Here is a 21,567-nt window from a genome sequence, read left to right as displayed (position 1 = left end):
GACCATGTCGGACGATTTCACCCTGCCGCAGCTCAATGGAATGGATGCGTCCTTCGATGGACTCGGCACCGAATCCATCCGTGAGGCGCCGACCACACCCAAGAGTGCAGCCGACCTCGAACAGGTCTTCGACGTGCCCGTGGTGGTCTCGGCGGTGCTCGGCTCCTCGCGCATGCCCATCGGTGATTTGCTGCGGCTCCAGCCCGGTGCCGTGCTCGAACTCGACCGCAAGGTCGGCGAGGCCATCGACATCTTCGTCAACAACCGCCTCGTCGCCCGTGGCGAGGTCGTCCTCGTGGAGGAGCGCCTCGGCGTGACCATGACCGAGATCATCAAGAACGATCACTGACCATTCCCGGCCCACCGCGCGCCCCCGCGAGGCCCCGACACGGAGACCTTGAGCCATGCGGCTTCTCATCATCGGACGCCTCAACGGCGAACTCGTCACCGCCTCCAAGATCGCCATGAACCGGGGAGCGGCGGTCACCAACGCCGAGAGCTTGCCGCAGGGACTGGCTGTGCTGCGGGCCAAGGGCGCCGACCTCATCATGATCGATGTCGGTCTGCCGATCCGCGAACTCGTCACCGCGCTCACCGACGAACGCATCCGCACGCCCGTGATCGCCTGCGGCATCGCCACCGACGCCAAGGCGGCGGTGGCGGCCATCCAGGCGGGCGCACGCGAATACATTCCCCTGCCCCCCGACCCCGAGCTCATCGCCGCGGTGCTGCAGGCGGTCTCCGAAGACGGGCGTGCCTTCGTCTGGCGGGATGCTTCCATGGAGCGGGTGGTGAAGCTCGCCGAACAGGTCGCCCGCTCGGAGGCGTCCGTGCTCATCACCGGCGAGAGCGGCACCGGCAAGGAGGTGCTGGCCCGTCACGTCCACGGCAAGTCGAACCGCACGGCCAAGCCCTTCGTCTGCGTCAATTGCGCGGCGATCCCCGAGGCGCTCCTCGAATCCGAGCTGTTCGGCCATGAGAAGGGTGCCTTCACCGGCGCGGTCGCCCGCCGCATCGGCCGCTTTGAGGAAGCCAGTGGCGGCACCCTCCTCCTCGACGAGATCTCGGAGATGGACGTACGGCTGCAATCGAAGCTGCTGCGTGCCCTCCAGGAGCGGGTGATCGACCGGGTCGGCGGCTCGGCGCCGGTCAAGGTCGATATCCGGGTGCTCGCGACCTCGAACCGCAATCTCCTCGACGAGGTTCGAAAGGGCACGTTCCGCGAGGATCTATACTACCGCCTCAACGTCGTTCACCTGAAGTTGCCGCCTCTGCGTGAGCGCCCCGCCGATATTCTCGAACTCGCCGGCCACTTCGCCCGGAAATACGCCGAGGTGAACGGCGTGCCCGTGCGACCCCTGAGCCGCGAGGCGCAGGGGCTCGTCCGTGCCAATCCCTGGCGCGGCAACGTGCGGGAACTCGAGAACACCCTTCACCGGGCGGTTCTGCTGGCTTCCGGTCCGGAGATCGGCCCCGACGCGATCCTGACGCCCGAGGGCGAAAGCATCGGTGGTCCCGCCGCCGGTCCGGCCGAGCGTGCCGCGCGCGTCGCCGAAGCCGCCACCCGCGGCCTCGTCGGCCAGACGGTGGCGCAGGTGGAGTGCGACCTGATCCTCGACACCCTCGACCATTGCCTCGGCAACCGGACGCATGCCGCCAAGATCCTCGGCATCTCGATCCGGACCCTGCGGAACAAGCTCAACGAGTATGTCGATGCCGGTCTGAGCGTGGCCGAACCCGGCAGCGCGCGGGCGGCTGCCGCCTACGGCTGACGCCCGGGCGCAGGAGGCGCTCCGACGAGCATTCCGGGGCTCGCCGCTGGCTCTCCAGGGAGACCGCTTTACGGGGGATTGGGTTCAGCTCACCCCCCAATGGCCCTCAGCGGTTCCGCGCGGCCTCGTCGGCGACCTGGGCCGCGTGCGCCCGCTCGAGCTTCTCCAGGGACACGAAGCGGGCGATATCGGCTTCGACGTCGCGGATCGTCTCCTCGACGAGGTGCTGCTGCAGCGCGATGCGTGGATCGTCCGCCGCCAGCCCATCGCGGGTCTGGAGACGCTGCACCGCTTCCTTGACCACGCCGTAGACGGATTCCCGTGCCTCGCGCGTCATGGACGGGTTTACGGCGCGAGCGATGAGGTCGGAGAATTCGGACATGTCGTTCCGGCTGTGACGCATGGGCGGGCGGGAATGCCGGCTCGGCGAAATACCACGACGAACCGGTGACCGAGAGCCGCGATCCGATCCGGCCGGATCGGTCGCAGCCTCAGAGACGCTGATCCTTCAGACCGGCGACAATCAGGGCGATGGAACTCCACACCACCAGGAAGCAGAAGAACCCGACGACGAGGGCATATCCGCGTTGCGGATAAAGCGAGGCGATGGGCAGATCCGGCGGCACGAAGGTCGCCAGAAAGATCTGCTGCTTCGTGGCCGCGACGCGGGCCCGATCGACCATGAGATTGGCGGATTCGTTGAGCTTGCCCGCGATGGTCTTCTCGACCTGCAGCCCTTCGTATTCGAGCAGCGCCCGGGTCATGTTGTTCGACGGGTCGGAACCCGAGAGACCTTCCGTCGTCAGCTGATCCTGAAGCCGTTTGGTCTGCTGCTGGATCGCCGCGAGGTTGGCGACGAGGGTCTGGATGCTGCGGGACTTCTCGTCGAGGTTCGATCCACGCAGAACCTGGAGATCGGTTTCGGCCTTGAGCTGATCCTTGCGCAGGCTGCCGAGGGTCGTCAGCGTCGCTTCCGCCGCTTTGATCGGATCGATGATGCCCCAGCGGTTGCGGAATTTCTGAAGGGCGAGGTGGGCTTCGCGCAGGCGTGTTTGCGCCCGCACGGCATCGGCTTCGGCATGGGCGACGAGATCGGCCTGGGCCGCGCGCGAGATCTGGTTGATCAGCACCTCAGTGCGCGCGATCACCTCCTTGGAGATCGCGAGCGCATCCTGCGGCGTGAAGGCGCGAACCGTCAGGGTGATCACGCCCGAGATCACATCGATACGGGCGATGACATGCTTACGCCAGTATCGAGCCAGGTCCTCGATGGGCTGGGGCGGCCGATAGCGGGTCCAGAAATCGGCCTCGTCACGGGCGAACATCGCCGAGACCTTCAACGTTTCTTCCATCTTGGACACCAGCGTCTGGCTCTGGATATAGTCCTTGACGATGAAACTGTCCTGACTGTTATGCTTCTGGATCAGGTCGGCGAACTGGCCGACCGAAGCCTCCTCCATGGGCTCGACATTGCCCCGGACGGTGAATTGTGCTTCGGCGACGTACTGGTTGGCGGCGAAACCGTAGAGATAGATCGCCAGCATCAGCGTCGGTAGCAGCACGAAGACGCTGAAGTTGCGGATCAGGTCGATGGTGAGGTTCGGCGGCTTGGAGGATGCCGGCCGCAGGCCGGGAAGGCGCCGCCAGTCGAGGCGTTCGCTCGCCCTGCGCAGAAGGGTCGGCGCCCGGCCGGTGGGGATCGGTTCTACGGTCTCGGCGTTGCGCCGCAGATCGGGGACCGCCCGCAGCGCGAGGTCGATGACCCCGCGCAGGCGCTCCGACTGCTTGACCTCGTCGACATTCATCGCATCGGATTCCTGAAGGCTCGGCGCGCGAACGCGACCCCACACCGCGCTTCCGGCACCCATGGCACCGGAGGCGGCGCGGAGCCCTTTCGACCCCATGCCGTTACCCTGGGAAGTCCCGTGTTTTTCGGCCCTTTTTAAGGCGTGGCTTCAGCGGTCGAGCCCGGGTGGCTAGACCCGAGCGGCTGGGTCGAGCGCAGGAACGAATGAACGCCGGGCAGACCGCCCCGCCAAGGAACACGATGACACGAGACCTGACCGATGTGACGCCCGATAAGATCCGGTACGCCCGGGCCAAATTCGGTGATGTCGTTCTCGTTTGCACCAAATGCGCCAAGCGTCAGGGACTGCCCAAGGGCGCCGTGCGCACGATCCTCAAACGCGCCCTGAAGGAGTGCGGCGGGTCGTCGAAGGGCGGCCTCCTCAAGCCCCGCCTCGTCGAGGTCGGCTGCCTCGGACCATGCCCGAAACGCACCGTGGCGGTGGCGACGACCGCGAGCCTCGCCGAGGGGCGCATCGTCCTCATCGACCCGGCGGGGGACCGCCGGGCGATCCTCGCCGCCCTCCTCCCCGATTTCGGCCCCAAAGCTAAGCTAACGCCGCCCGGCACTCCGGAAGATCCGTGTTCCGGGCCGCGTGCGCCCTGAATTTCCGAGGCTATCCGCCCCCCGCGATGATGCAGATCCGAAGCGTTTCGATCCGCCAGGATCGCCCATCATGAAGCCGTCTTCGACCGGCGCCATCGGCCGGGCGCTCCTGCGCCGGCTGCCCTTGATCGGGACGATTCTGGGATTGGGCCTCGGGATCTGGCTCGTGGTGACGCACGATCTGCATGCGGTCGGGGAGGCGTTCGGGCGGATCGGCGCCCTCGGCCTCATCGGCATCGTCTTGGTGCGGGCGGCCATCGTGGCAACCTGTGGTTTCGCCTGGGCGCGGCTCCTTGCGGGGCTCGCTCAGGTTGAAGCGGGGGCGTTCCTCATCCTGCGCTTCGTGCGCGAGGGCATCAACGTGCTGCTGCCGGTGGCGTCCGTCGGCGGCGATGTGGTCGGCGGGCGGCTGCTGACGTTCTGGGGCGTGGCGGGGTCCCTGGCGGCGGCCTCGATCCTCGTCGACATGCTGATGCAGGTGGCGACCCAGGGGCTGTTCGCGCTCCTCGGCGTGGTGCTGCTTGCGCAGGTGGGCGGCGGCACCGCCGAGGCCTTGGCGACCTGGACGGCGGGGGCGCTCGCCGTGACGGCGGTGATCGTCGCGGCTTTCTTCGCGGTCCAGCGCAGCGGCGCGGCCCGTGACCTCGTGCGCCGTTCCACCGACCGGATGCGCCGCTGGGCTGGCGCGGCCGTGACGCCGCGGAACGGCGCGCCGGGCGGGGTCTACGACGCCCTCGACGCGGTCTGGGCCCCGGATCGGCGCGGTGCGCTCGCGGCTGGATTCGGCCTCCACCTCCTCGCCTGGGGCATGGGCGCCGTCGAGATCTGGATCGCGCTCGCCTGCATCGGCGTCGAGGGGGTGCCGTGGACCGAGATCGTGGTGATCGAGGCGCTGAGTCAGGCGATCAAGTCCGCGGCGTTCCCGGTGCCGAGCGGCCTTGGGGTGCAGGAGGGCGGGTTCGTGCTCCTCGGCGGCCTGTTCGGCCTCGATCCCGGGACGGCGCTGGCGCTGTCGCTGGCCAAGCGCGTGCCCGACGTGGTGCTGGGCGTGCCGGCCCTCATCGCGTGGCAGATGCTGGAGGCGCGCCGCGCCACGGTGGTCTCGCCCCGGGTGTAGCTCAGTCCGGCTCGGCGAGCAGTCCCTCAACGAACGGCGTCAGGCCGGTGCGACGGTCGCGCTTCAGCCGCTCGGCGATGAGGATGCCTTCGAGCGAGCGGAAGGCGTCGTCGAGGTCGTCGTTGACGATGACGTAGTCGTACTCGCTCCAGCGCTGGATCTCCATCCGGGCGTTGGCGAGGCGCTTCTCGATGGTGTCGGGCGAATCCTCGGCCCGGCGCTCCAGGCGGTGGCGCAGCTCGGCGAGCGAGGGCGGCAGGATGAACACCGTCACCACGTCCTGGGTGAGCTTGGACCGCACCTGCCGGGTGCCCTGATAGTCGATGTCGAAGATCATGTCCCGGCCGGCCCCCAGTACCTTCTCCACGGGGCGGCGCGGGGTGCCGTAGAAATTGCCGTGCACCTCGGCCCATTCGAGGAGGTTGTCGGCGCTGCGCAGGGCGTCGAAGGCCTCGCGGTCGATGAAGTTGTAGTGCTTGCCGTCGATCTCCGAGGGGCGGCGCGCGCGGGTGGTTACCGAGATGGAGAGGTCGAGGCCCCATTTCGGGTCGCCGGCCACGGCCCGCGTCAGGGTGGTCTTGCCCGCGCCCGAGGGCGAGGACAGGATGAGGATGAACCCGCGCCGCTCGATCGCCGTCGCCTGCATCGCAAAAAAACCTACTCGACGTTCTGAACCTGCTCGCGGAATTGCTCCACCACGGCCTTCAAGTCGAGTCCGATCCGCGACAGGGCGATGTCGTTCGCCTTCGCGCACAGGGTATTGGCCTCGCGGCCGAGTTCCTGGGCAAGGAAATCCAGCTTGCGGCCGACGGGACCACCGGCCGCCAGCAGGTCGGCGGCGCTGGCGAGGTGGGCGGCCAGGCGATCGAGTTCCTCGCGGACATCGGCCTTGGCGGCGAGCAGCACCGCCTCCTGGTGCAGGCGGTCGGGGTCGAGGTTGCCGACCGCGATCAGGGTCGAGACCGTGGCGGCGAGGCGGGCGCGCACGGCCTCGGGCTTGCGCGCCGGGCAGTCCTCCGCCGCTCGGGTCAGGCGGCCGATCTCGGCGAGCTGCGCCTCGATGACGGCGCGCAGTTGCCGCCCCTCGGCGCGGCGGGCCTCCACGAGGTCGGTGACGAGGCGCACCACCCCCTCGGCGAGATCGCGGTGGAGGGCCTCCGTATCCGTCGACGCCTCGTCCTCGGCCTCGATGACGCCGCGCAGGGCCAGGAGCCCGTCGAGGGTCGCCGGGGCGACGCCCTCGGGCCGGGGCACCCGCGCCACCGCCGCCGCGAGTTCGGCCAGCAGCCCCTCGTTGATCTTGATGCGCGGGGCCGCGTCGGGTCGGGAGAGGTTGAGGGAGAGCTGGCACTGCCCGCGCGCCAGGGTCTTCTGCAGGGCGGTGCGGGCGACCTCCCCGGCCGCGTCGTAGCCGTTGGGCACGCGCAGGCGGACCTCCAGCCCGCGCCCGTTCACGGCGCGGACCTCCCAGGCCCATTGCACCGCCCCGGTGGTGCCGGCGGCCCGGGCGAACCCTGTCATGCTGGAGAGGATCATTGTTGGACGGGACCGTATTCGAAGGAGAGCCACACCGGTTGCCGCTCCCCTCTCCCCGCCGGGCGGGGAGAGGCCTGCCTGCACCTCGGCGTGCAGGCGGGGAGCGCAGGCGGAGCCGAAGCGAAGATGAGGGGGCCTCTCATCAGCAGGAGGCTCGTTCGGGGCCGCCCCCTCACCCTCGGCTGCCGCCTCGCCGCGCCGACGACGGGGGCGTCGCGGCCCTCTCCCCACAAGCGGGGCGCGGGGACGCGCGCGGCTACCCCGCGTCTCACGGCTGCTTCAGCACCGGGACGCTTTTGGGCGAATTCAGGTCGAAGGTCTTGTTGCGTAGGGGATCGAGGCGTGTGCCCTCGGAGGCGTCGAAGGCCTTCGGACGCGGGGCCGAGGGGTCGGCGCCGCCGGCGAAGTTGGTGCCGTCGGCCGGTGCGTAGGCCGAGGCGCGGCCCGGATCGGGCGTCGGGTTGGGCTCGACCTTGTCGACGGCCGCGTCCGGGGTCGGGGCCTGGCGGGCGCGCTCGACCTGGCGCCAGCGGGCGACGTTGCGCGAGTGGCCCTCCAGGGTCTCGGCGAAGGCGTGGCCGCCGGTGCCGTCGGCCACGAAGAACAGGTCCTTGGTGCGTGACGGGTTGGCGACGGCCTCGAGGGCGGCGCGGCCCGGATTGGCGATGGGGCCGGGCGGCAGGCCCTCGATCACGTAGGTGTTGTAGGGCGTCGCGCGCTCGATCTCGGAACGCTGGATGCCGCGCCCGAGGGTGCCGCGCCCGCCCACCAGCCCGTACACGATGGTCGGGTCCGATTGCAGCTTCATGCGCTTGTTGAGGCGGTTGACGAACACGCCCGCCACGCGGGGCCGCTCATCGGCCCGGCCGGTCTCCTTCTCGACGATGGAGGCCAGCGTCACCATCTCGGCCGGAGTCTTCACCGGGATCTCGGCGGAGCGGCGCTTCCAGATGTCGGCCAGAACCTCGCGCTGCTTGGCGCGCATGAGGTTGACGATCTGCTGGCGGGTGGCGCCGCGCTCGAACTTGTAGGTGTCGGGCAGGAGCGCGCCCTCGGCCGGGATCTCGTTGATGTCGCCCGACAGGATGTCGTTGTCGTTGAGCCGCGCCACGATCTGCTCGCTCGTCAGTCCCTCCGGGAAGGTGACGGCGTGCTGGACCTGGCGGCCCGACGACAGGGTCTCGATGGCCTCGTTGATGCTGGCATGGGCCTTGAACGTGTACTCGCCGGCCTTGAGCGCCTTGCCGCTCAGGCGGGCGGCCCATTCGAACAGGGCGGTGTGGGCGATGACGCCCTCGCGGGACAGGGCCTCGGCGATCTCCGAGGTGCCGCTGCGGGGCGAGATGACCACCACCTTGTCGGCGGGCAGGGGGCCCGGCTCCTTCACCTGCCGCTCGAACAGCGTCATGCCGATCATCACCCCGATGGCCAGCACCACCGACAGGGTGAGCAGGCCCGAGATGGTGGCGAGCAACCCGCCCCGGCGGCGCTCCGGCAGATCGGGCGGCGGCGGTGCGGCGGTGGGCTTGATGGCCTCGCTCGGGCTGCGCGGCGACAGGCGCTGCGGCAAGGCCCGCTCCTCGGAGGCGGCCGGCACGGGCTCGGGATTCGGGCGCTTGCGGAAGAACATGGACATCCTGTTCGGGCCTCGGGCCCCCTCCCCCGTCCTTTGCAGGGCATGGGGCATGCTCGCGCTACGCCGGGCGAGCGCGAGGGGCTGACCGTTAGGCGTGCGAGCTTAGTCGGTTTTGTGGCGAAATGGGGGATCGCGTAGGCAGCGGCTGTCGAATGGGGAGCCTAACAGCCCTTCGGCCGGTAGTCTCCCGCTCGACGTCAGCGCTTGGAGAAGAAAGCGTACTTTGCTATAAATCGAATCGGAGAGCAGCCGCGGTACAAGGTTCAAGGCGCGAGTCGCGCCTGCTGCACCAGCACCATTTGCTTTCGTGTACTTGGTTGCTCTCCACCCTTAGGATTAGCCGTGAAATTTCATTATGACTTTCGGCGCCTGCGTGACAAACAGCAACTATTAGATTTTCTAGGAATCACGGAAGCGTTTTTTGAACTCGTCGTGAGCTTTGAAGTTCCTACGGATCCACCACCGCCTCCGGTTTATGCGGGCGGTATTGAGGAATTGTCCATTCCTCCATTTCTTCGGCATAAAATTCCCAAGAAAAATAAAAATCGCGGTTGTCGCGTTGTTTGGGAACCTCTACTTTTTAAAACAACATACAAAACGCTTGGCCGCCGACTAAACAATTTTCTTGTAAATTTTTTGTCCAATTATCCCCATCCTGCGGCCTATGGGTACCTTGGCGGAAGGAATATTAAGCAGAATGCAGCCGCCCACTGCGGCCATAAGTTTCTAATTTCAGCTGATATTGTTGATTTCTTCCCTTCTATAACATGTGAAAGAATTAAGAATCTATTTATAGATTTGGAGTTAGTTCCAGATGTGGCAATCGCTCTAAGTCGTTTTATGACGATTAGTGGAGCACTTCCGCTCGGCTTGCCGACTAGTCCGATTCTGTCCAACGCCATTTTTCTGCCAGTAGACATTGAGCTGCAGTATTTGGCTAGTCAAGCGGGGGCAACATACACCCGCTATTCCGACGATTTAAGTTTTTCAAGTGACAGAAAACTGCTAATTTTAGAGCAAATCGGTAAATCTCTTCAAGATAACGGATTCAAAATTGCAGAAGAGAAAACGAAAATTTCCAGGCTTGGTCAAGCCCACTATGTGACGGGTTTAAGCATCACCGATCCGAATGGGCCACACGTTCCCCGTGATAAGAAGCGGCGGTTGCGGCAAGAACTATACTATGCGAAAAAATTTGGTCTAAATGATCATTTTAAGCATCAGGAAGTGACCGATGCGAAAGCGCAGCAGCATAACGTCAATCGCCTGGATGGATTAGTAAAATTCGTTTCTTATCACGAGCCTAAGCACTCTGCCCGATTGAAATCTCAGTGGTCACAAATTCTTATATCGTCGGGCTCTCGTCCAAGTTACGAGCCTAGGCGGCAGAAAAGAGTTCCATTTTGTATTTGCATAGATGAAGCAGAATTTCAATTCAGCCAAGGTGTAGTCTTGGCGCTTGGCATGTCGGTTAGCCAGCATCAGGACGAGCTTGATATGGCTGCAGCAGAGGTTCTGGATAAATGGCTGTCTGATTTTTGGGCCGCGGGTAACCAGCGAGTAATAGAAAAAAGGGGCCTGCATTTCGTTGATGCCAGCGAAGATCTTAGGCTCCAGTTTGTTACCCGAATGCAGGCTTTGCCGTTTGAGGGCTACATTTCATTCGGACGGCTTCTAAGTCCGGCTTACTACGAGGAGACCTACCTGCGGCTTATTGAATCAATCATCAGGCGGCGTTTAATGGCAGCAGAAAGTCAGTTGGCGCTATTTGTTATTGAAGAAAACAGTAAAGTTTCTAATCAGAGCGTGCGAGCCGCTATTGATCGTGCGTACGATGAGCTAAAATCGAGCAATAATCGGAGGCCTAGGGCAATCATTGTGCAATTTAGGTCAAAGCCTGACTTAAGTATTAGTTTTCCAGATTTTTTATTAGGTGTTCTTGGAAAATACCTGCGTTCCAGGGATCAAAAACTAGGTACTCCGATCCCGCGCGATAGATTGTTGTTCGAGCGTTTAAGGGACAAGTACCGGTTAATTCTAGACGCAGATACAGGGTTCGAGTTTTCTCGACGCCGTGAGATCCAGCCATGGATCTAGATCAATCGATATTAGCGATTTCGGGCTCAATGGCCCGACAGTAGCATGCAGATAGGGATTATCTTTACGAAGGCTCTGAAAGCTGGAGGCTCAATCCACCCGCCGCATCACCAAGCTCGCATTCGTCCCGCCAAATCCAAAAGAATTCGACAGCACCACGTCCACGCGCTTGCGCTTGGCCTCGCGCGGTACGAGGTCGATGGCGGTTTCGACGGAGGGGTTGTCGAGGTTGAGGGTCGGCGGGAGGATGCCGTCGCGAATGGTCAGCACCGAGAAGATGGCTTCCACGGCGCCGGCCGCGCCGAGCAGGTGGCCGATGGCGGATTTGGTGGACGACATGGCGGCGCGGGGCGCGGCGTCGCCGAGCAGACGCTCCACGGCCTTCAGCTCCAGCTCGTCGCCCATGGGCGTCGAGGTGCCGTGGGCGTTGATGTAGTCGATGTCGGAGGCCTGGATGCCGGCGCGCTTCACGGCGGCGCTCATGCAGCGGTAGGCGCCGTCGCCGTCCGGGGCCGGCGAGGTGATGTGGTAGGCGTCGCCCGTGAGGCCGTAGCCCACCACCTCGGCGTAGATCTTGGCGCCGCGCGCCTTGGCGTGCTCGTACTCCTCCAGCACGACCACCCCGGCGCCCTCGCCCATGACGAAGCCGTCGCGGGCCTTGTCGTAGGGGCGCGAGGCGGCGGTCGGGTTGTCGTTGAAGCCCGTGGAGAGGGCGCGGCAGGCGGCGAAGCCCGCGAGCGCGAGGCGGTTCACCGGGGATTCGGCGCCGCCCGCCACCATGACGTCGGCATCGCCGAACTGGATCAGCCGGGCCGCGTCGCCGATGGCGTGGGCGCCGGTGGAGCAGGCGGTGACGACGGAGTGATTCGGGCCCTTGAGGCCGTGGGCGATGGAGACCTGACCGGAAGCCAGGTTGATGATCCGCCCGGGGATGAAGAACGGCGAGATCCGGCGCGGACCCTTGTCGTGCAGGGTCACGGACGCGTCGTAGATGCCGCCGATGCCGCCGATGCCGGAGCCGATCATCACGCCCGTGGCGCACTGATCCTCGTGGCTCTTCGGATGCCAGTCGGCGTCGTCCAGCGCCTGGCCGGCGGCCGCCATGGCGTAGACGATGAACGGATCGACCTTGCGCTGCTCCTTCGCCTCCATCCAGGCATCCGGATCGAAGGTGTCGTCGGAGCCGTCGCCGAACGGCACGGAACAGGCGATGCGGCAGGCGAGATCGTCGACGGGGAAAGCCGTGACCACTTTGGCCGCCGACTCACCCGCGATCAACCGGCTCCAGGTGGCCTCGACCCCGCTGGCCAGCGGCGTCACCATGCCCAAACCCGTCACCACAACCCGACGCATCGCGCTATCCCGAACCGGTCCCATCATGAAACGAATGGCGCGCGGGGTCGGACACGACCCCGCTCATGACTCGCGAGTCAATCGGCGCCTCGTCGTGCCTCAGGCGGAGTTCTTCTCGAGGAACTTCACCGCATCGCCGACCGTCTGGATGGTCTCGGCCGCATCGTCGGGGATCTCGACGTTGAATTCTTCCTCGAACGCCATCACGAGCTCGACGGTGTCGAGGCTGTCGGCGCCGAGATCATCGATGAAGTTCGCGCCCTCGACCACCTTCTCCGGCTCGACACCGAGGTGCTCGACAACGATCTTCTTCACGCGCTCAGCGATATCGCTCATCGTTCTTGGTCCTTAGCTCTTCAAGGTCGTGATGGTGTCGCCGTGGCCGCCGGCCCGTGACCGAAATGGACTGGTCTGGGATACGGCCGGTGTGCTCGATCGCGCGCGTCTCGGGCGGTCCTTAACAAGGTCCGCGTCGTTATGGAAATCTCCGCAACACGCCGAACCGTCAACCCCCCTCGCACGGCAGGCGGGGTGTTAACACAGGGTTCCGGTGCTGGCGAGGCCCGGTTCACAAGCCGTTCATCGCTGTGGCTTTTTCGAGCCGCCCGGGGCTATTCCGGGTGTGCGGTGCAGCAAAGCTTTCGCTCACACCATCGCCATGCCGCCGTTGACGTGGAGCGTCTGGCCCGTGACGTAGCCGGCCTCGTCGGAGGCGAGGTAGAGGGCAGCGGCCGCGATCTCCGCGCCGGTGCCGAGGCGGTTCATGGGCACGCGGGTGAGGATGCCCTCGCGCTGCTTCTCGTTAAGGGCGTCCGTCATCGGCGAGGCGATGAAGCCCGGCGCGATGCAGTTGACCGTGAGGTTGCGGGTGGCGACCTCGGCCGCCATGGCCTTGGTCATGCCGACCAAGCCGGCCTTCGCGGCGGCGTAGTTCACCTGGCCCGGATTGCCCGTGGTGCCGACGACGGAGCCGATGTTGATGATGCGGCCGTGACGGCGCTTCATCATGCCCCGCACGGCGGCGCGCGACAGGCGGAAGGCGGCGCTGAGGTTGACGGCGATCACCGCGTCCCACTCGTCGTCCTTCATCCGCAGGAGGAGGTTGTCGCGGGTGATGCCGGCGTTGTTCACCAGCACGTCGAGGCCGCCCATGGCGCTCTCGGCCGCCGGCACCAGGGCCTCCACCGCCGCCTTGTCGGAGAGGTCGCACTCGGCGATGTGCAGGCGCTCGCCCCCGAGTTCCGCCACCAGGGCTTCGAGGGCCGGGCGCCGGGTGCCCGACACCGTCACGGTGGCGCCCTGCGCGTGCAGGGTCTTGGCGATGGCGCCGCCGAGGCCGCCCGTGGCGCCGGTGACGAGAGCCTTGCGGCCGGAGAGATCGAACATGGCTCGTCCTGTGCTCAGAAGGTGGGGAACGCCGCGACGTCGTCGGGCGTGCCGACGGCGCTGGCCGCGGCCCCGGCGGCGATGCGCTTGACGAGGCCGGTGAGCACCTTGCCGGCGCCGATCTCGTTGAAGCAGTCGATGCCCTCCGCCGCCATGGCGGCGACGCTCTCGCGCCAGCGCACGGTGCCGGTCACCTGGGCGACGAGCGCGTCCCGGATGGCGTCGCGGTCGGTGATCGGGGCGGCCAGGACGTTGGCGTAGATCGGCACCACGGGGGTGTGCATGGCGACCTGCCCGAGGGCCGCCCGCATGGCCTCGGCGGCCGGGGCCATGAGGCGGCAGTGGAACGGCGCCGAGACGTTGAGCATCACCGCGCGCTTGATCCCGCGGGCCTGCGCCAGGGCGACCGCGCGCTCCACGGCGGCGCGATCGCCCGACAGCACCACCTGGCCGCCGCCGTTGTCGTTGGCGACGTCGCACACGCCGCCCTGCGCCGCCTCTTCGGCGATGGCCTGCGCCGCGGCGATCTCGGCACCGATCAGGGCCGCCATGGCGCCCGCCCCCGGGGCGACCGCCGCCTGCATGGCCTCTCCGCGAATCCGCAGCAACCGCGCCGCGTCCGCGATGGAGAAGGTGCCGGCGGCGGCGAGCGCCGTGTATTCGCCGAGGGAGTGGCCGGCGACGCAGGCCACGTCGCGTTTGAGATCGAGGCCGCGCTCGGCCTCCAGCACCCGCAGGGTGGCGAGCGACGCCGCCATGAGGGCCGGCTGGGCATTGGCCGTGAGGGTGAGCTCGTCCACCGGCCCCTCGAACATGAGGCGGGAGAGGTGCTGCCCGAGGGCCGCATCGACCTCCTCGAACACCGCGCGGGCCTGCGGAAAGGCCTCGGCCAGCGCGCGTCCCATGCCGACGGCCTGGCTGCCCTGGCCGGGGAAGATGAGTGCGCGCGCCATTGAGCTGTCCTCGTTCGCGAAGAGGGCGGCGCAGTCGCACCGCCCGCCCCCCGTGTCAACTTTTCCCGTCGAACGCGACGGACGGCGCCGGTCAGGCCTCGTCGAAGAAATCCACCGTGCCGGTGTCGAGGCTGTAGGAGGCGCCGACGATCCGTAGCTTGCCGGCCTTCAGGGGATCGAGCAGGGACGGCTCCGAGGCGGAGCGAAGACGGTTCACCACACGGCTCACATTGGCCCGGACGCAGTTCTCGACGTAATCGCCGGGCTTGTCGCGCTGCGACAGGATTGCGGGGACGATGGGCTCGATCATCCGGCCGATGGAGCCGGGATAGACGGTGTTGTTCTTCACCACATCGATGGCGGCCTCGACGGCGCCGCAGCGGCTGTGGCCCATCACCAGAACCAGGGGCACGCCGAGCTGCGAGACGCCGTACTCGATGGAGCCGAGGGCGGCGGTGTCGACGCAATTGCCGGCGTTGCGCACGATGAAGAGTTCGCCGAGGCCCCGGCCGAACAGGATCTCGGGCGAGACGCGGGAATCCGAGCAGCTCACCAGCACCACGAACGGGGTCTGGCCGAGCGCGATCTCGATGCGGCGCTCGCGGCCCTGCACGGCGCGCACGGGGCTGTCGGTCTGGTAGGCGCGGTTGCCCTGCTTCAGGGTCTCCAGGGCCTCGTCGGCGCCGAGCGTCGTCTTCTTCGCGGACGGGCTTGCCGCAAGGGCCGGCAGGCTGGTGGCGGCAAAGCACGCGGCGCCAAGGCCGCAGCCGCAGGCGAGCAGGCCGCGGCGGCTGAGCAGGGTGGTCATCGGTTTGGAGCTCCCCTCGTTCCGGTCTCGGGCGAGCCCCGGACGCGCGAGGATAAGGAGTATTCGGCACGGTGTCGCCCGGGCCATTCGCGCAAGGCGGTGCCGGGATGAGGCGGCCCGTTCGGACGTACGGGCCGAAGCCGCCCGGGGGGCTTGGCCCCACGACGCCGGATCCTTCCCTACGGCGTCCGGCTCGAATCAAGTGTATTCCGGGGCGGAACTCGAGGGACGCGACCCCTCGTCGTCCCACCGCCGGGGACTCCGACGGCGTGTCCGGTCATCGACGTGGCCCGGCCCTCTCAGGCGACGGCCTTGATCGACGAGCCCGAGCGATCCTCCCGGTGCGCAGGCGCGGTGCCGCGATCCCCGTTTCCGGAACGCCCCGGGACCGCACCCGCTTCTTGGCTCATGGCGCTCGCGAGCAGCTGCGCACGCTCGGCCCAGAGGTCGCGCTCCCGCGAGAGCCGGTCCGACTGTTCCTGCTGGAGTGCGATTGCGATGCGCAGGCCGTCGAGTTCGTTGCGCAGGTCCGTCGTCAACTGACGCTCCTGCGCTAGGGCCGTGCGCAGCACCGTGAGGACGGCATCGGGCTTGGCCGCAAAACGATCCCCGTCGTCCGATGCTGCGCGGGCGGCTTTCGCCTCGCCGGCCTTCGTTTCAGCGGCTTGCGCCGTCCCGCCGTCCTGTCTGCGTCCCGCATCCTGCGCGATGGAAGCACCTCGCTCGGTGCGGGCGCCGTCCCTGTTGGAAGCGTCTTCCCGCACGGGAGCGTCTTCCCCGACGGAAGCGTCTTGCTCGATCGAAGATCCGTGCCTGGCCTGCAAGGCTTGGCCGGGTTGCGGCAACTCGGCTCGGACGCGCGCGACGTCCAGCGTCGCCCCGGATCCGGGAGTGGGAAATCTGCCGGTGGCCGCCGATTTCTCGGCTTCCACCGGCTTGTCGGCCCCCGCGGGCGTCCCGGAAGCGGCGAGGCTCGCCGGTGGCAGGCCTTCCTCGTCCAGCACCAGTTCGTGCAGCATGGCGAACACCGCGTCGCCGTCGAGGCGGGTCAGATCGAATCCGCTCGCGGACGCGATTCCCTCCCAACGGGTTTTGCCGAGTGCGGATTGCCCGACGAAGGCCATGGACCAATTGGTGAAGCTGCGATTCTCGGCCGGGCCGCATTGCAGAACCGTCACGTCGCCGTGGCGCGGATCGCACTGGATGCGCTCGAAGGTGGTTTCGACGCCGCGCTGCGGGCCTTCCAACACCTGCGCGAACGCCCCGGCATTGAACATCAGCGCGCCCGTGACGTCGACGCCGGTGTTGTTGCGCTGCGAGGCCGCAAGAATCTGGGAGACCGCCTGCGCGATCTCGGCGTCCGTGCCTTGAAGAAGATTCTTGCTGGCATAGACCAGTCGGTAAAGGTCGCTCATCATGAAAACTCCGAAATCGAAAATAACCGCAATCTTTTATCTGGGGTTGTCGAGTGTGAGGAACTTGAAGACTTCGGAAGCGGAAATGGGCTTGCTGATGAGGTAGCCCTGCACATCGGTGCACCCCTCCGCCCGGATACGCTCCAACTGGTCGGCGGTCTCGACGCCCTCGGCGACGGTGGTCATCCCGAGGCTTCGCCCCAGGCCCGCGATGGCCCGGATGATCGCTTCGCCGTCGCGCTTGCCCGAAAGGTCGCTGACGAAGGACCGATCGATCTTGATCTTGTCGAACGGGAACGAGCGGAGGTAGCTCAGGGACGAGTACCCGGTCCCGAAATCGTCCATCGACACGCGGACGCCGAGTTCGCGCAGGCGATGCAGGGTCTGCAGGGTCTTCTCGCTCTCGTTCAGGAGGACGCCTTCGGTGATCTCCACTTCCAGGCGCGTCGCAGGGAGGCCCGAGGCCGACAGGGCCGACATGACCATCTCGACCAGACGCTCGCTCTTGAACTGCGCCGGCGAGACGTTCACCGCGACGGAGAGCGGGGCGGGCCAGGTCGCCGCGTCGCGGCAGGCCTGACGCATGACCCATTCGCCGATGGGAACGATGAGGCCGATCTCTTCCGCCAAGGGAATGAAGTCGAGGGGCGAGACCATGCCCCGCACGGGGTGCTGCCAGCGGATCAGGGCCTCGCACCCCACGAGACGGTTGCCTTCCAGCTGGAGCTGCGGCTGGTAGTGCAGGTAGAACTCGCGGCGTGCCAGGGCCTGACGCATGTCGAGTTCGAGCTGACGGCGCGCCTGCATGCGCGCATCCATCTCCGGTTCGAAGAAGCGATAGGTGCCCCGCCCGTCGAGCTTGGATCGATAGAGGGCCAGGTCGGCGTTCTTCAGGAGCCGGTCGGCATCCTCGCCGTCGTTCGGCGCGAGGGCGACGCCGACACTGGCGCCGATGGTGAGGAGCTGCCCTTCGACCATGTAGGTCCGGCCGACCAGATCGACGATGCGCCGTGCGAGGATCTGGGTATCGGATGCTCCGCGAATCCCGGTTTGTAGGATCACGAACTCGTCGCCGCCGATCCGTGCCACGGTGTCCGTGACCCGCACGGTCGAGCGCAGGCGATCGGCGACCTTCTTCAGGAGGGCATCTCCCATGGGGTGGCCGAGGGTATCGTTGATGGGCTTGAACCGGTCGAGATCGATCAGCAGGACTGCGCAGGCCTCCCCGGTCCGCTGCAACCGTCCCAGGGCTTCATTCAGGCGCTCGCGCAGGAGCAGGCGGTTCGGCAGGCCCGTGAGCAGATCGTGACGGGCCATCTCCTCGGCTTGCGCTTCGGCGGCGCGCCGCGCCGTGACATCCTCGAACGCGACGGCCCAGCGCCCGCCCGCGACGGGGTGCAGGTGCACCTCCAGCAGATGCCCGCGAAGGGTCACTTCGAACCGGGACGAGTCCGGCTGCACGAAAGAGCGCGGAAGCTGGGCTCGAACCTGGCTCCAGGTATCCCCCGCATGGTCCCGGACGAGGTACAGCACCTGTCGAAGGGACGATCCCACGGAGATCAAGGCCTCCTCGCTCCCGAGCAGGTGCAAGGTCTGGCCCGACGCGAGGACGATGCGTCCGGTCTCGTCGATCAGCAGGAGGCCGTGGCGCATGGCATTCAGGTACGGCAGCAAACTAGCGACGAAGGATGGGACCTCCGTCGGGGAGCCGGAATTGATATTTGTTATGCCTCGGATGGTTGTGTCGATCTGATTGCGCAGTGGAGCGGCCATATCAAAGCAATCCGATGCCGGCGCTGAAATCGCCATGGGCGTGTTATCGAACGGTCTGCCTGGGAACAGCTAAATTTCTACTAAGCCGTGGCTACCATGATCGCGTCTGAACTCGGCCGCACAACGTCGCACCGCGTCGTCTCGGGGGAGCGCCCTCGCCGGTGCTTTGCAAGTCCGGGATCCCGCGTTTCCGAAGTTTCCGGGATCGACGGCCGTTCGTTGCGTCGGGGCCGAGCCATGGGCGAGACCGCACGCCCCTGCCCAGGGGCGTCGCTCCATCCCCACCCCTGCCTTGTTGCCAAACGTCAAGGGGTGTAAGAGGCCGGTTCAATTCCCCACACCCTGTTCGAGGAAGGAGCCGTCCACATGGCTCGCGTCACCGTTGAAGACTGCATCGACAAGGTCGAGAACCGGTTCGAGCTCGTGCTGCTCGCGAGCCACCGCGCCCGCCTGCTCGCCGCCGGCGCACCCCTGACCATCGACCGCGACCGCGACAAGAACCCCGTCTGCGCCCTGCGCGAGATCGGCGACGCGACCATCACGGCCGACGACCTCAAGGAACAGCTCATTCACTCGATGCAGAAATACGTCGAGGTCGACGAGCCCGAGGCCGAGACCGTGCCGCTGCTGTCGAGCTCGCCCGCCGCCGCCGCCGTCGCCCCGCAATCCACCAGCGACGACGTGCAGTTCGACCGCATGAGCGAGGAAGATCTTCTGCGCGGCCTCGAGAACCTGGCGCCCCCGACCGAGACGGACGAAGAGGCCGAGTAATCGGTCCACCCGACGGGACGTTTCGAACAACCCGGCCTCGCGGCCGGGTTTTTTGTTGGATGTCCGCGCCCGAAACCCTGCTCGTCGCGCCTTCGCTGCGGCCTGCGACGTTCTAAAACCAACGGGGGGCCGCATTAATGTCCGCCCGCGCGCCTTGGGGGCTGGCGTGGGCGCGTGCGATGCGGGACAAATCCAGGGGGGGCGCCCGCGCGGTGCGGGACTTCGAAGCCGAAAAGGGTCTGTCTCGCGGATGATGCGCCAATACGAGCTTGTCGAGCGGGTCAAGCGCTACAACCCCGCCACGGACGAAGCCCTGCTCAACCGCGCCTACGTCTACGCCATGCGCGCCCACGGCACCCAGAAGCGGGCGTCCGGCGACCCGTTCTTCGCCCATCCCCTCGAAGTCGCCGCGATCCTCACGGATCTGCGCCTCGACGACGCCACCATCGTGGCCGCCGTGCTGCACGACACCGTGGAGGACACCGCCGCCACCCTGGAAGAGATCCGCGCGATCTTCAGCCCCGAGATCGGCGCCCTCGTGGACGGCCTGACCAAGCTGAAGCGCCTCGACCTCGTCTCGAAGCGCGCGGCCCAGGGCGAGAACTTCCGCAAGCTCCTCCTGGCGGTGGCGGCCGATGTCCGCGTACTGCTGGTGAAGCTCGCCGACCGCCTGCACAACATGCGCACCCTCCACCACATGCGCGTCGACAAGCGCGAGCGCATCGCCGAGGAGACCCTCGACATCTACGCGCCCCTCGCGGGTCGCATGGGCATGCAGGAGCTGCGCGAGGAACTGGAGGATCTGGCGCTTCGCAACCTCAAGCCGGAGATCTACGCCACCATCGCGCAGCGCCTCTCCGACCTCACGGCGAAGTCCGAGCGCCTGGTCGAGAGCATCGAGCAGGACCTCACCGCGCGGCTGGCCGCCCAGGGCATCACCGCCGCCGTGACGGGACGGCAGAAGCGCCCCTACTCGATCTCGGCCAAGATGGAGCGCAAATCCGTCGCCTTCGAGCAATTGTCGGACATCTTCGGATTTCGCGTCATCGTCGAGTCCCTGGCCGATTGCTACGGGGCCCTCGGCGTCGTCCACACCACCTGGCCGATGGTGCCGGGGCGCTACAAGGACTACATTTCGACCCCGAAGCAGAACGATTACCGCTCGATCCACACCACGGTGATCGGTCCGAAGAGCCAGCGCGTCGAGCTGCAGATCCGCACCGCCGCCATGGACGAGATCGCCGAGTACGGCATCGCCGCCCACGCCCTCTACAAGGAGGGGGCGGCCCGGGACGACGCGGGCGGCGTCCATCCGCGGCTCGCCACCGAGAGCGGCGCCTACCAGTGGCTGCGCCGCACCATCGAACTCCTGGCCGAGGGCGACAGCCCGGAGGAGTTTTTGGAGCACACCAAGCTCGAGCTGTTCCAGGACCAGGTGTTCTGCTTCACCCCGAAGGGCCGGCTCATCGCCCTGCCGCGCGGGGCGACGCCCATCGACTTCGCCTACGCCGTGCATACGGACGTGGGCAACTCGGCGGTGGGCGCCAAGATCAACGGCCGCATGGCGCCGCTCCTGCACGAACTCGTCAACGGCGACGAGGTCGAGATCGCCCGGGCCGACGGGCAATCGCCCCCGGCCGCCTGGGAATCCCTTGTGGTGACCGGCAAGGCTCGTGCGGCCATCCGCCGGGCGACGCGCTCGGCCGTGCGGCGTCAATATGCCGGCCTCGGCCGCCAGATCCTCGACCGGGCCTTCGAGCGGGCGGCGAAGAGCTTCTCCGAGGACAAGTTGCGCGGCGCCCTGCCGCGCCTCGCCCGCCTCTCGACGGAGGACGTGTTCGCGGCCGTGGGCCGGGGCGAGATGTTCTCGGGCGACGTGGTGCGGGCGGTCTATCCCGACCACAAGGACGAGCGCCGCACCGCGCCCTCCCCCCTGCAGCAGCCCGTCGCCGGCGGGGCCGGACGCCTCAGCCTCTCGAAGGACCAGACCATGCGTCTGACCTTCCCGGAGGGACCGTCCGAGGCCGGGCGCCCCGACGCGATCCCCATCCGGGGCCTCGACACCGACCTGCCCGTGAGCTTCGCGCCCAATGGCGGCGCCGTGCCGGGCGACCGCATCGTCGGCATCCTCACCCCCGGGATCGGGGTGACCATCTACCCGATCCAGTCGGCGGCCCTGGCCGCCTTCGACAACGAGCCCGACCGTTGGCTCGACGTGCGCTGGGACGTGGAGGCCGGCGCCAGCGAACGTTTCCCGGCGCGCCTCGCCCTCCAATCCATCAACGAGCCGGGCGTGCTCGCCTCCATTGCCCAGGTCATCGCCGACCACGACGGCAACATCGACAACCTCTCGATGAAGCGCAAAACCCAGGACTTCACCGAGATCGTCATCGATCTGGCGGTTTGGGACCTGAAGCACCTCAACGCCATCGTGGCGGAGCTGCGCGGCAAGCGCACGGTGGCACGGGTGGACCGGGTGAACGGCTGAGCCTACATAC

Annotated in this window: 19 protein-coding genes; 7 read left to right on the top strand and 12 right to left on the bottom strand. The window is 66.8% G+C overall.

Annotated elements, in window-relative coordinates:
- The first annotated feature begins 4 nt into the window (after positions 1–4).
- Both fliN and ASG60_RS12960 read left to right on the top strand, forming a co-directional pair.
- Positions 5–349: a flagellar motor switch protein FliN gene (gene fliN / locus ASG60_RS12965; RefSeq protein ID WP_056173945.1), complete on the top strand. Its 345-nt coding sequence runs from the start codon at positions 5–7 to the stop codon at positions 347–349.
- Positions 350–404: 55 nt separating this feature from the next.
- Positions 405–1,772, top strand: a complete 1,368-nt coding sequence (locus ASG60_RS12960; protein WP_056173943.1) for a sigma-54 dependent transcriptional regulator — start codon at positions 405–407, stop codon at positions 1,770–1,772.
- 106 nt (positions 1,773–1,878) lie between these two features.
- On the opposite strand, the gene ASG60_RS12955 is transcribed toward ASG60_RS12960, so the two are convergent.
- Complete coding sequence (locus ASG60_RS12955; RefSeq protein WP_056174174.1) at positions 1,879–2,154, bottom strand: hypothetical protein; 276 nt, start codon at positions 2,152–2,154, stop codon at positions 1,879–1,881.
- 109 nt (positions 2,155–2,263) lie between these two features.
- On the bottom strand, positions 2,264–3,577 hold the full coding sequence (locus tag ASG60_RS12950) for a hypothetical protein (protein WP_056174171.1): 1,314 nt from the start codon (positions 3,575–3,577) through the stop codon (positions 2,264–2,266).
- Positions 3,578–3,819: 242 nt separating this feature from the next.
- Here ASG60_RS12950 and ASG60_RS12945 point away from each other — a divergent pair, with 242 nt between their 5' ends.
- Together ASG60_RS12945 and ASG60_RS12940 are read left to right on the top strand one after the other, a co-directional pair.
- Complete coding sequence (locus ASG60_RS12945; protein ID WP_200918879.1) at positions 3,820–4,224, top strand: hypothetical protein; 405 nt, start codon at positions 3,820–3,822, stop codon at positions 4,222–4,224.
- 70 nt (positions 4,225–4,294) lie between these two features.
- Positions 4,295–5,341, top strand: coding sequence for a lysylphosphatidylglycerol synthase domain-containing protein (locus ASG60_RS12940; RefSeq protein ID WP_056385897.1), 1,047 nt, complete (start codon positions 4,295–4,297; stop codon positions 5,339–5,341).
- A 1-nt stretch (position 5,342) separates the two neighbouring features.
- On the opposite strand, the gene gmk is transcribed toward ASG60_RS12940, so the two are convergent.
- The 3 genes from gmk to mltG all read right to left on the bottom strand — a co-directional run bounded on the left by gmk (position 5,343) and on the right by mltG (position 8,507).
- Positions 5,343–5,987 carry a guanylate kinase gene (gmk, locus tag ASG60_RS12935; RefSeq protein ID WP_056173937.1) on the bottom strand — a complete coding sequence of 215 codons (645 nt, stop codon included), beginning with the start codon at positions 5,985–5,987 and terminating at the stop codon, positions 5,343–5,345.
- Positions 5,988–5,998: 11 nt separating this feature from the next.
- The gene (locus ASG60_RS12930; RefSeq protein ID WP_056385895.1) at positions 5,999–6,877 is read right to left on the bottom strand and encodes a YicC/YloC family endoribonuclease; all 879 of its coding nucleotides are present in this window, start codon (positions 6,875–6,877) and stop codon (positions 5,999–6,001) included.
- 268 nt (positions 6,878–7,145) lie between these two features.
- Positions 7,146–8,507 carry an endolytic transglycosylase MltG gene (gene mltG / locus ASG60_RS12925; protein WP_056174169.1) on the bottom strand — a complete coding sequence of 454 codons (1,362 nt, stop codon included), beginning with the start codon at positions 8,505–8,507 and terminating at the stop codon, positions 7,146–7,148.
- 348 nt (positions 8,508–8,855) lie between these two features.
- On the opposite strand from mltG, the gene ASG60_RS22075 reads away from it, so the two are divergent.
- Entirely contained in the window at positions 8,856–10,610 is a 1,755-nt protein-coding gene (locus ASG60_RS22075; RefSeq protein ID WP_082531755.1) for a reverse transcriptase family protein, read from the top strand.
- Between the two features lie 90 nt (positions 10,611–10,700).
- Here the strand turns inward: ASG60_RS22075 and fabF are convergent, their stop codons facing one another.
- The 7 genes from fabF to ASG60_RS12890 all read right to left on the bottom strand — a co-directional run bounded on the left by fabF (position 10,701) and on the right by ASG60_RS12890 (position 18,178).
- On the bottom strand, positions 10,701–11,963 hold the full coding sequence (gene fabF / locus ASG60_RS12920; protein WP_056385893.1) for a beta-ketoacyl-ACP synthase II: 1,263 nt from the start codon (positions 11,961–11,963) through the stop codon (positions 10,701–10,703).
- A 99-nt stretch (positions 11,964–12,062) separates the two neighbouring features.
- The gene (locus ASG60_RS12915; RefSeq protein WP_018044468.1) at positions 12,063–12,299 is read right to left on the bottom strand and encodes an acyl carrier protein; all 237 of its coding nucleotides are present in this window, start codon (positions 12,297–12,299) and stop codon (positions 12,063–12,065) included.
- A 309-nt stretch (positions 12,300–12,608) separates the two neighbouring features.
- Positions 12,609–13,349 carry a 3-oxoacyl-[acyl-carrier-protein] reductase gene (gene fabG / locus ASG60_RS12910; protein ID WP_056261911.1) on the bottom strand — a complete coding sequence of 247 codons (741 nt, stop codon included), beginning with the start codon at positions 13,347–13,349 and terminating at the stop codon, positions 12,609–12,611.
- 14 nt (positions 13,350–13,363) lie between these two features.
- Positions 13,364–14,302, bottom strand: coding sequence for an ACP S-malonyltransferase (fabD, locus tag ASG60_RS12905; protein WP_056173925.1), 939 nt, complete (start codon positions 14,300–14,302; stop codon positions 13,364–13,366).
- 91 nt (positions 14,303–14,393) lie between these two features.
- Positions 14,394–15,110, bottom strand: coding sequence for a carbonic anhydrase (locus tag ASG60_RS12900; protein WP_056173922.1), 717 nt, complete (start codon positions 15,108–15,110; stop codon positions 14,394–14,396).
- Positions 15,111–15,409: 299 nt separating this feature from the next.
- Positions 15,410–16,525 carry a BLUF domain-containing protein gene (locus ASG60_RS22070; RefSeq protein ID WP_200947670.1) on the bottom strand — a complete coding sequence of 372 codons (1,116 nt, stop codon included), beginning with the start codon at positions 16,523–16,525 and terminating at the stop codon, positions 15,410–15,412.
- A 36-nt stretch (positions 16,526–16,561) separates the two neighbouring features.
- Complete coding sequence (locus tag ASG60_RS12890; RefSeq protein WP_244476652.1) at positions 16,562–18,178, bottom strand: EAL domain-containing protein; 1,617 nt, start codon at positions 18,176–18,178, stop codon at positions 16,562–16,564.
- A gap of 486 nt (positions 18,179–18,664) precedes the next feature.
- Here ASG60_RS12890 and rpoZ point away from each other — a divergent pair, with 486 nt between their 5' ends.
- Together rpoZ and ASG60_RS12880 are read left to right on the top strand one after the other, a co-directional pair.
- Positions 18,665–19,069 (top strand): DNA-directed RNA polymerase subunit omega, encoded by a 405-nt coding sequence (gene rpoZ, locus ASG60_RS12885; protein WP_056092390.1) that lies wholly within the window; start codon positions 18,665–18,667, stop codon positions 19,067–19,069.
- Between the two features lie 250 nt (positions 19,070–19,319).
- Entirely contained in the window at positions 19,320–21,557 is a 2,238-nt protein-coding gene (locus ASG60_RS12880; protein ID WP_056385888.1) for a bifunctional (p)ppGpp synthetase/guanosine-3',5'-bis(diphosphate) 3'-pyrophosphohydrolase, read from the top strand.
- Positions 21,558–21,567 lie beyond the last annotated feature (10 nt).

The sequence above is a fragment of the Methylobacterium sp. Leaf469 genome (assembly GCF_001424745.1).
GTDB lineage: Bacteria > Pseudomonadota > Alphaproteobacteria > Rhizobiales > Beijerinckiaceae > Methylobacterium.
This window is presented reverse-complemented; position numbering and strand designations above follow the sequence as displayed.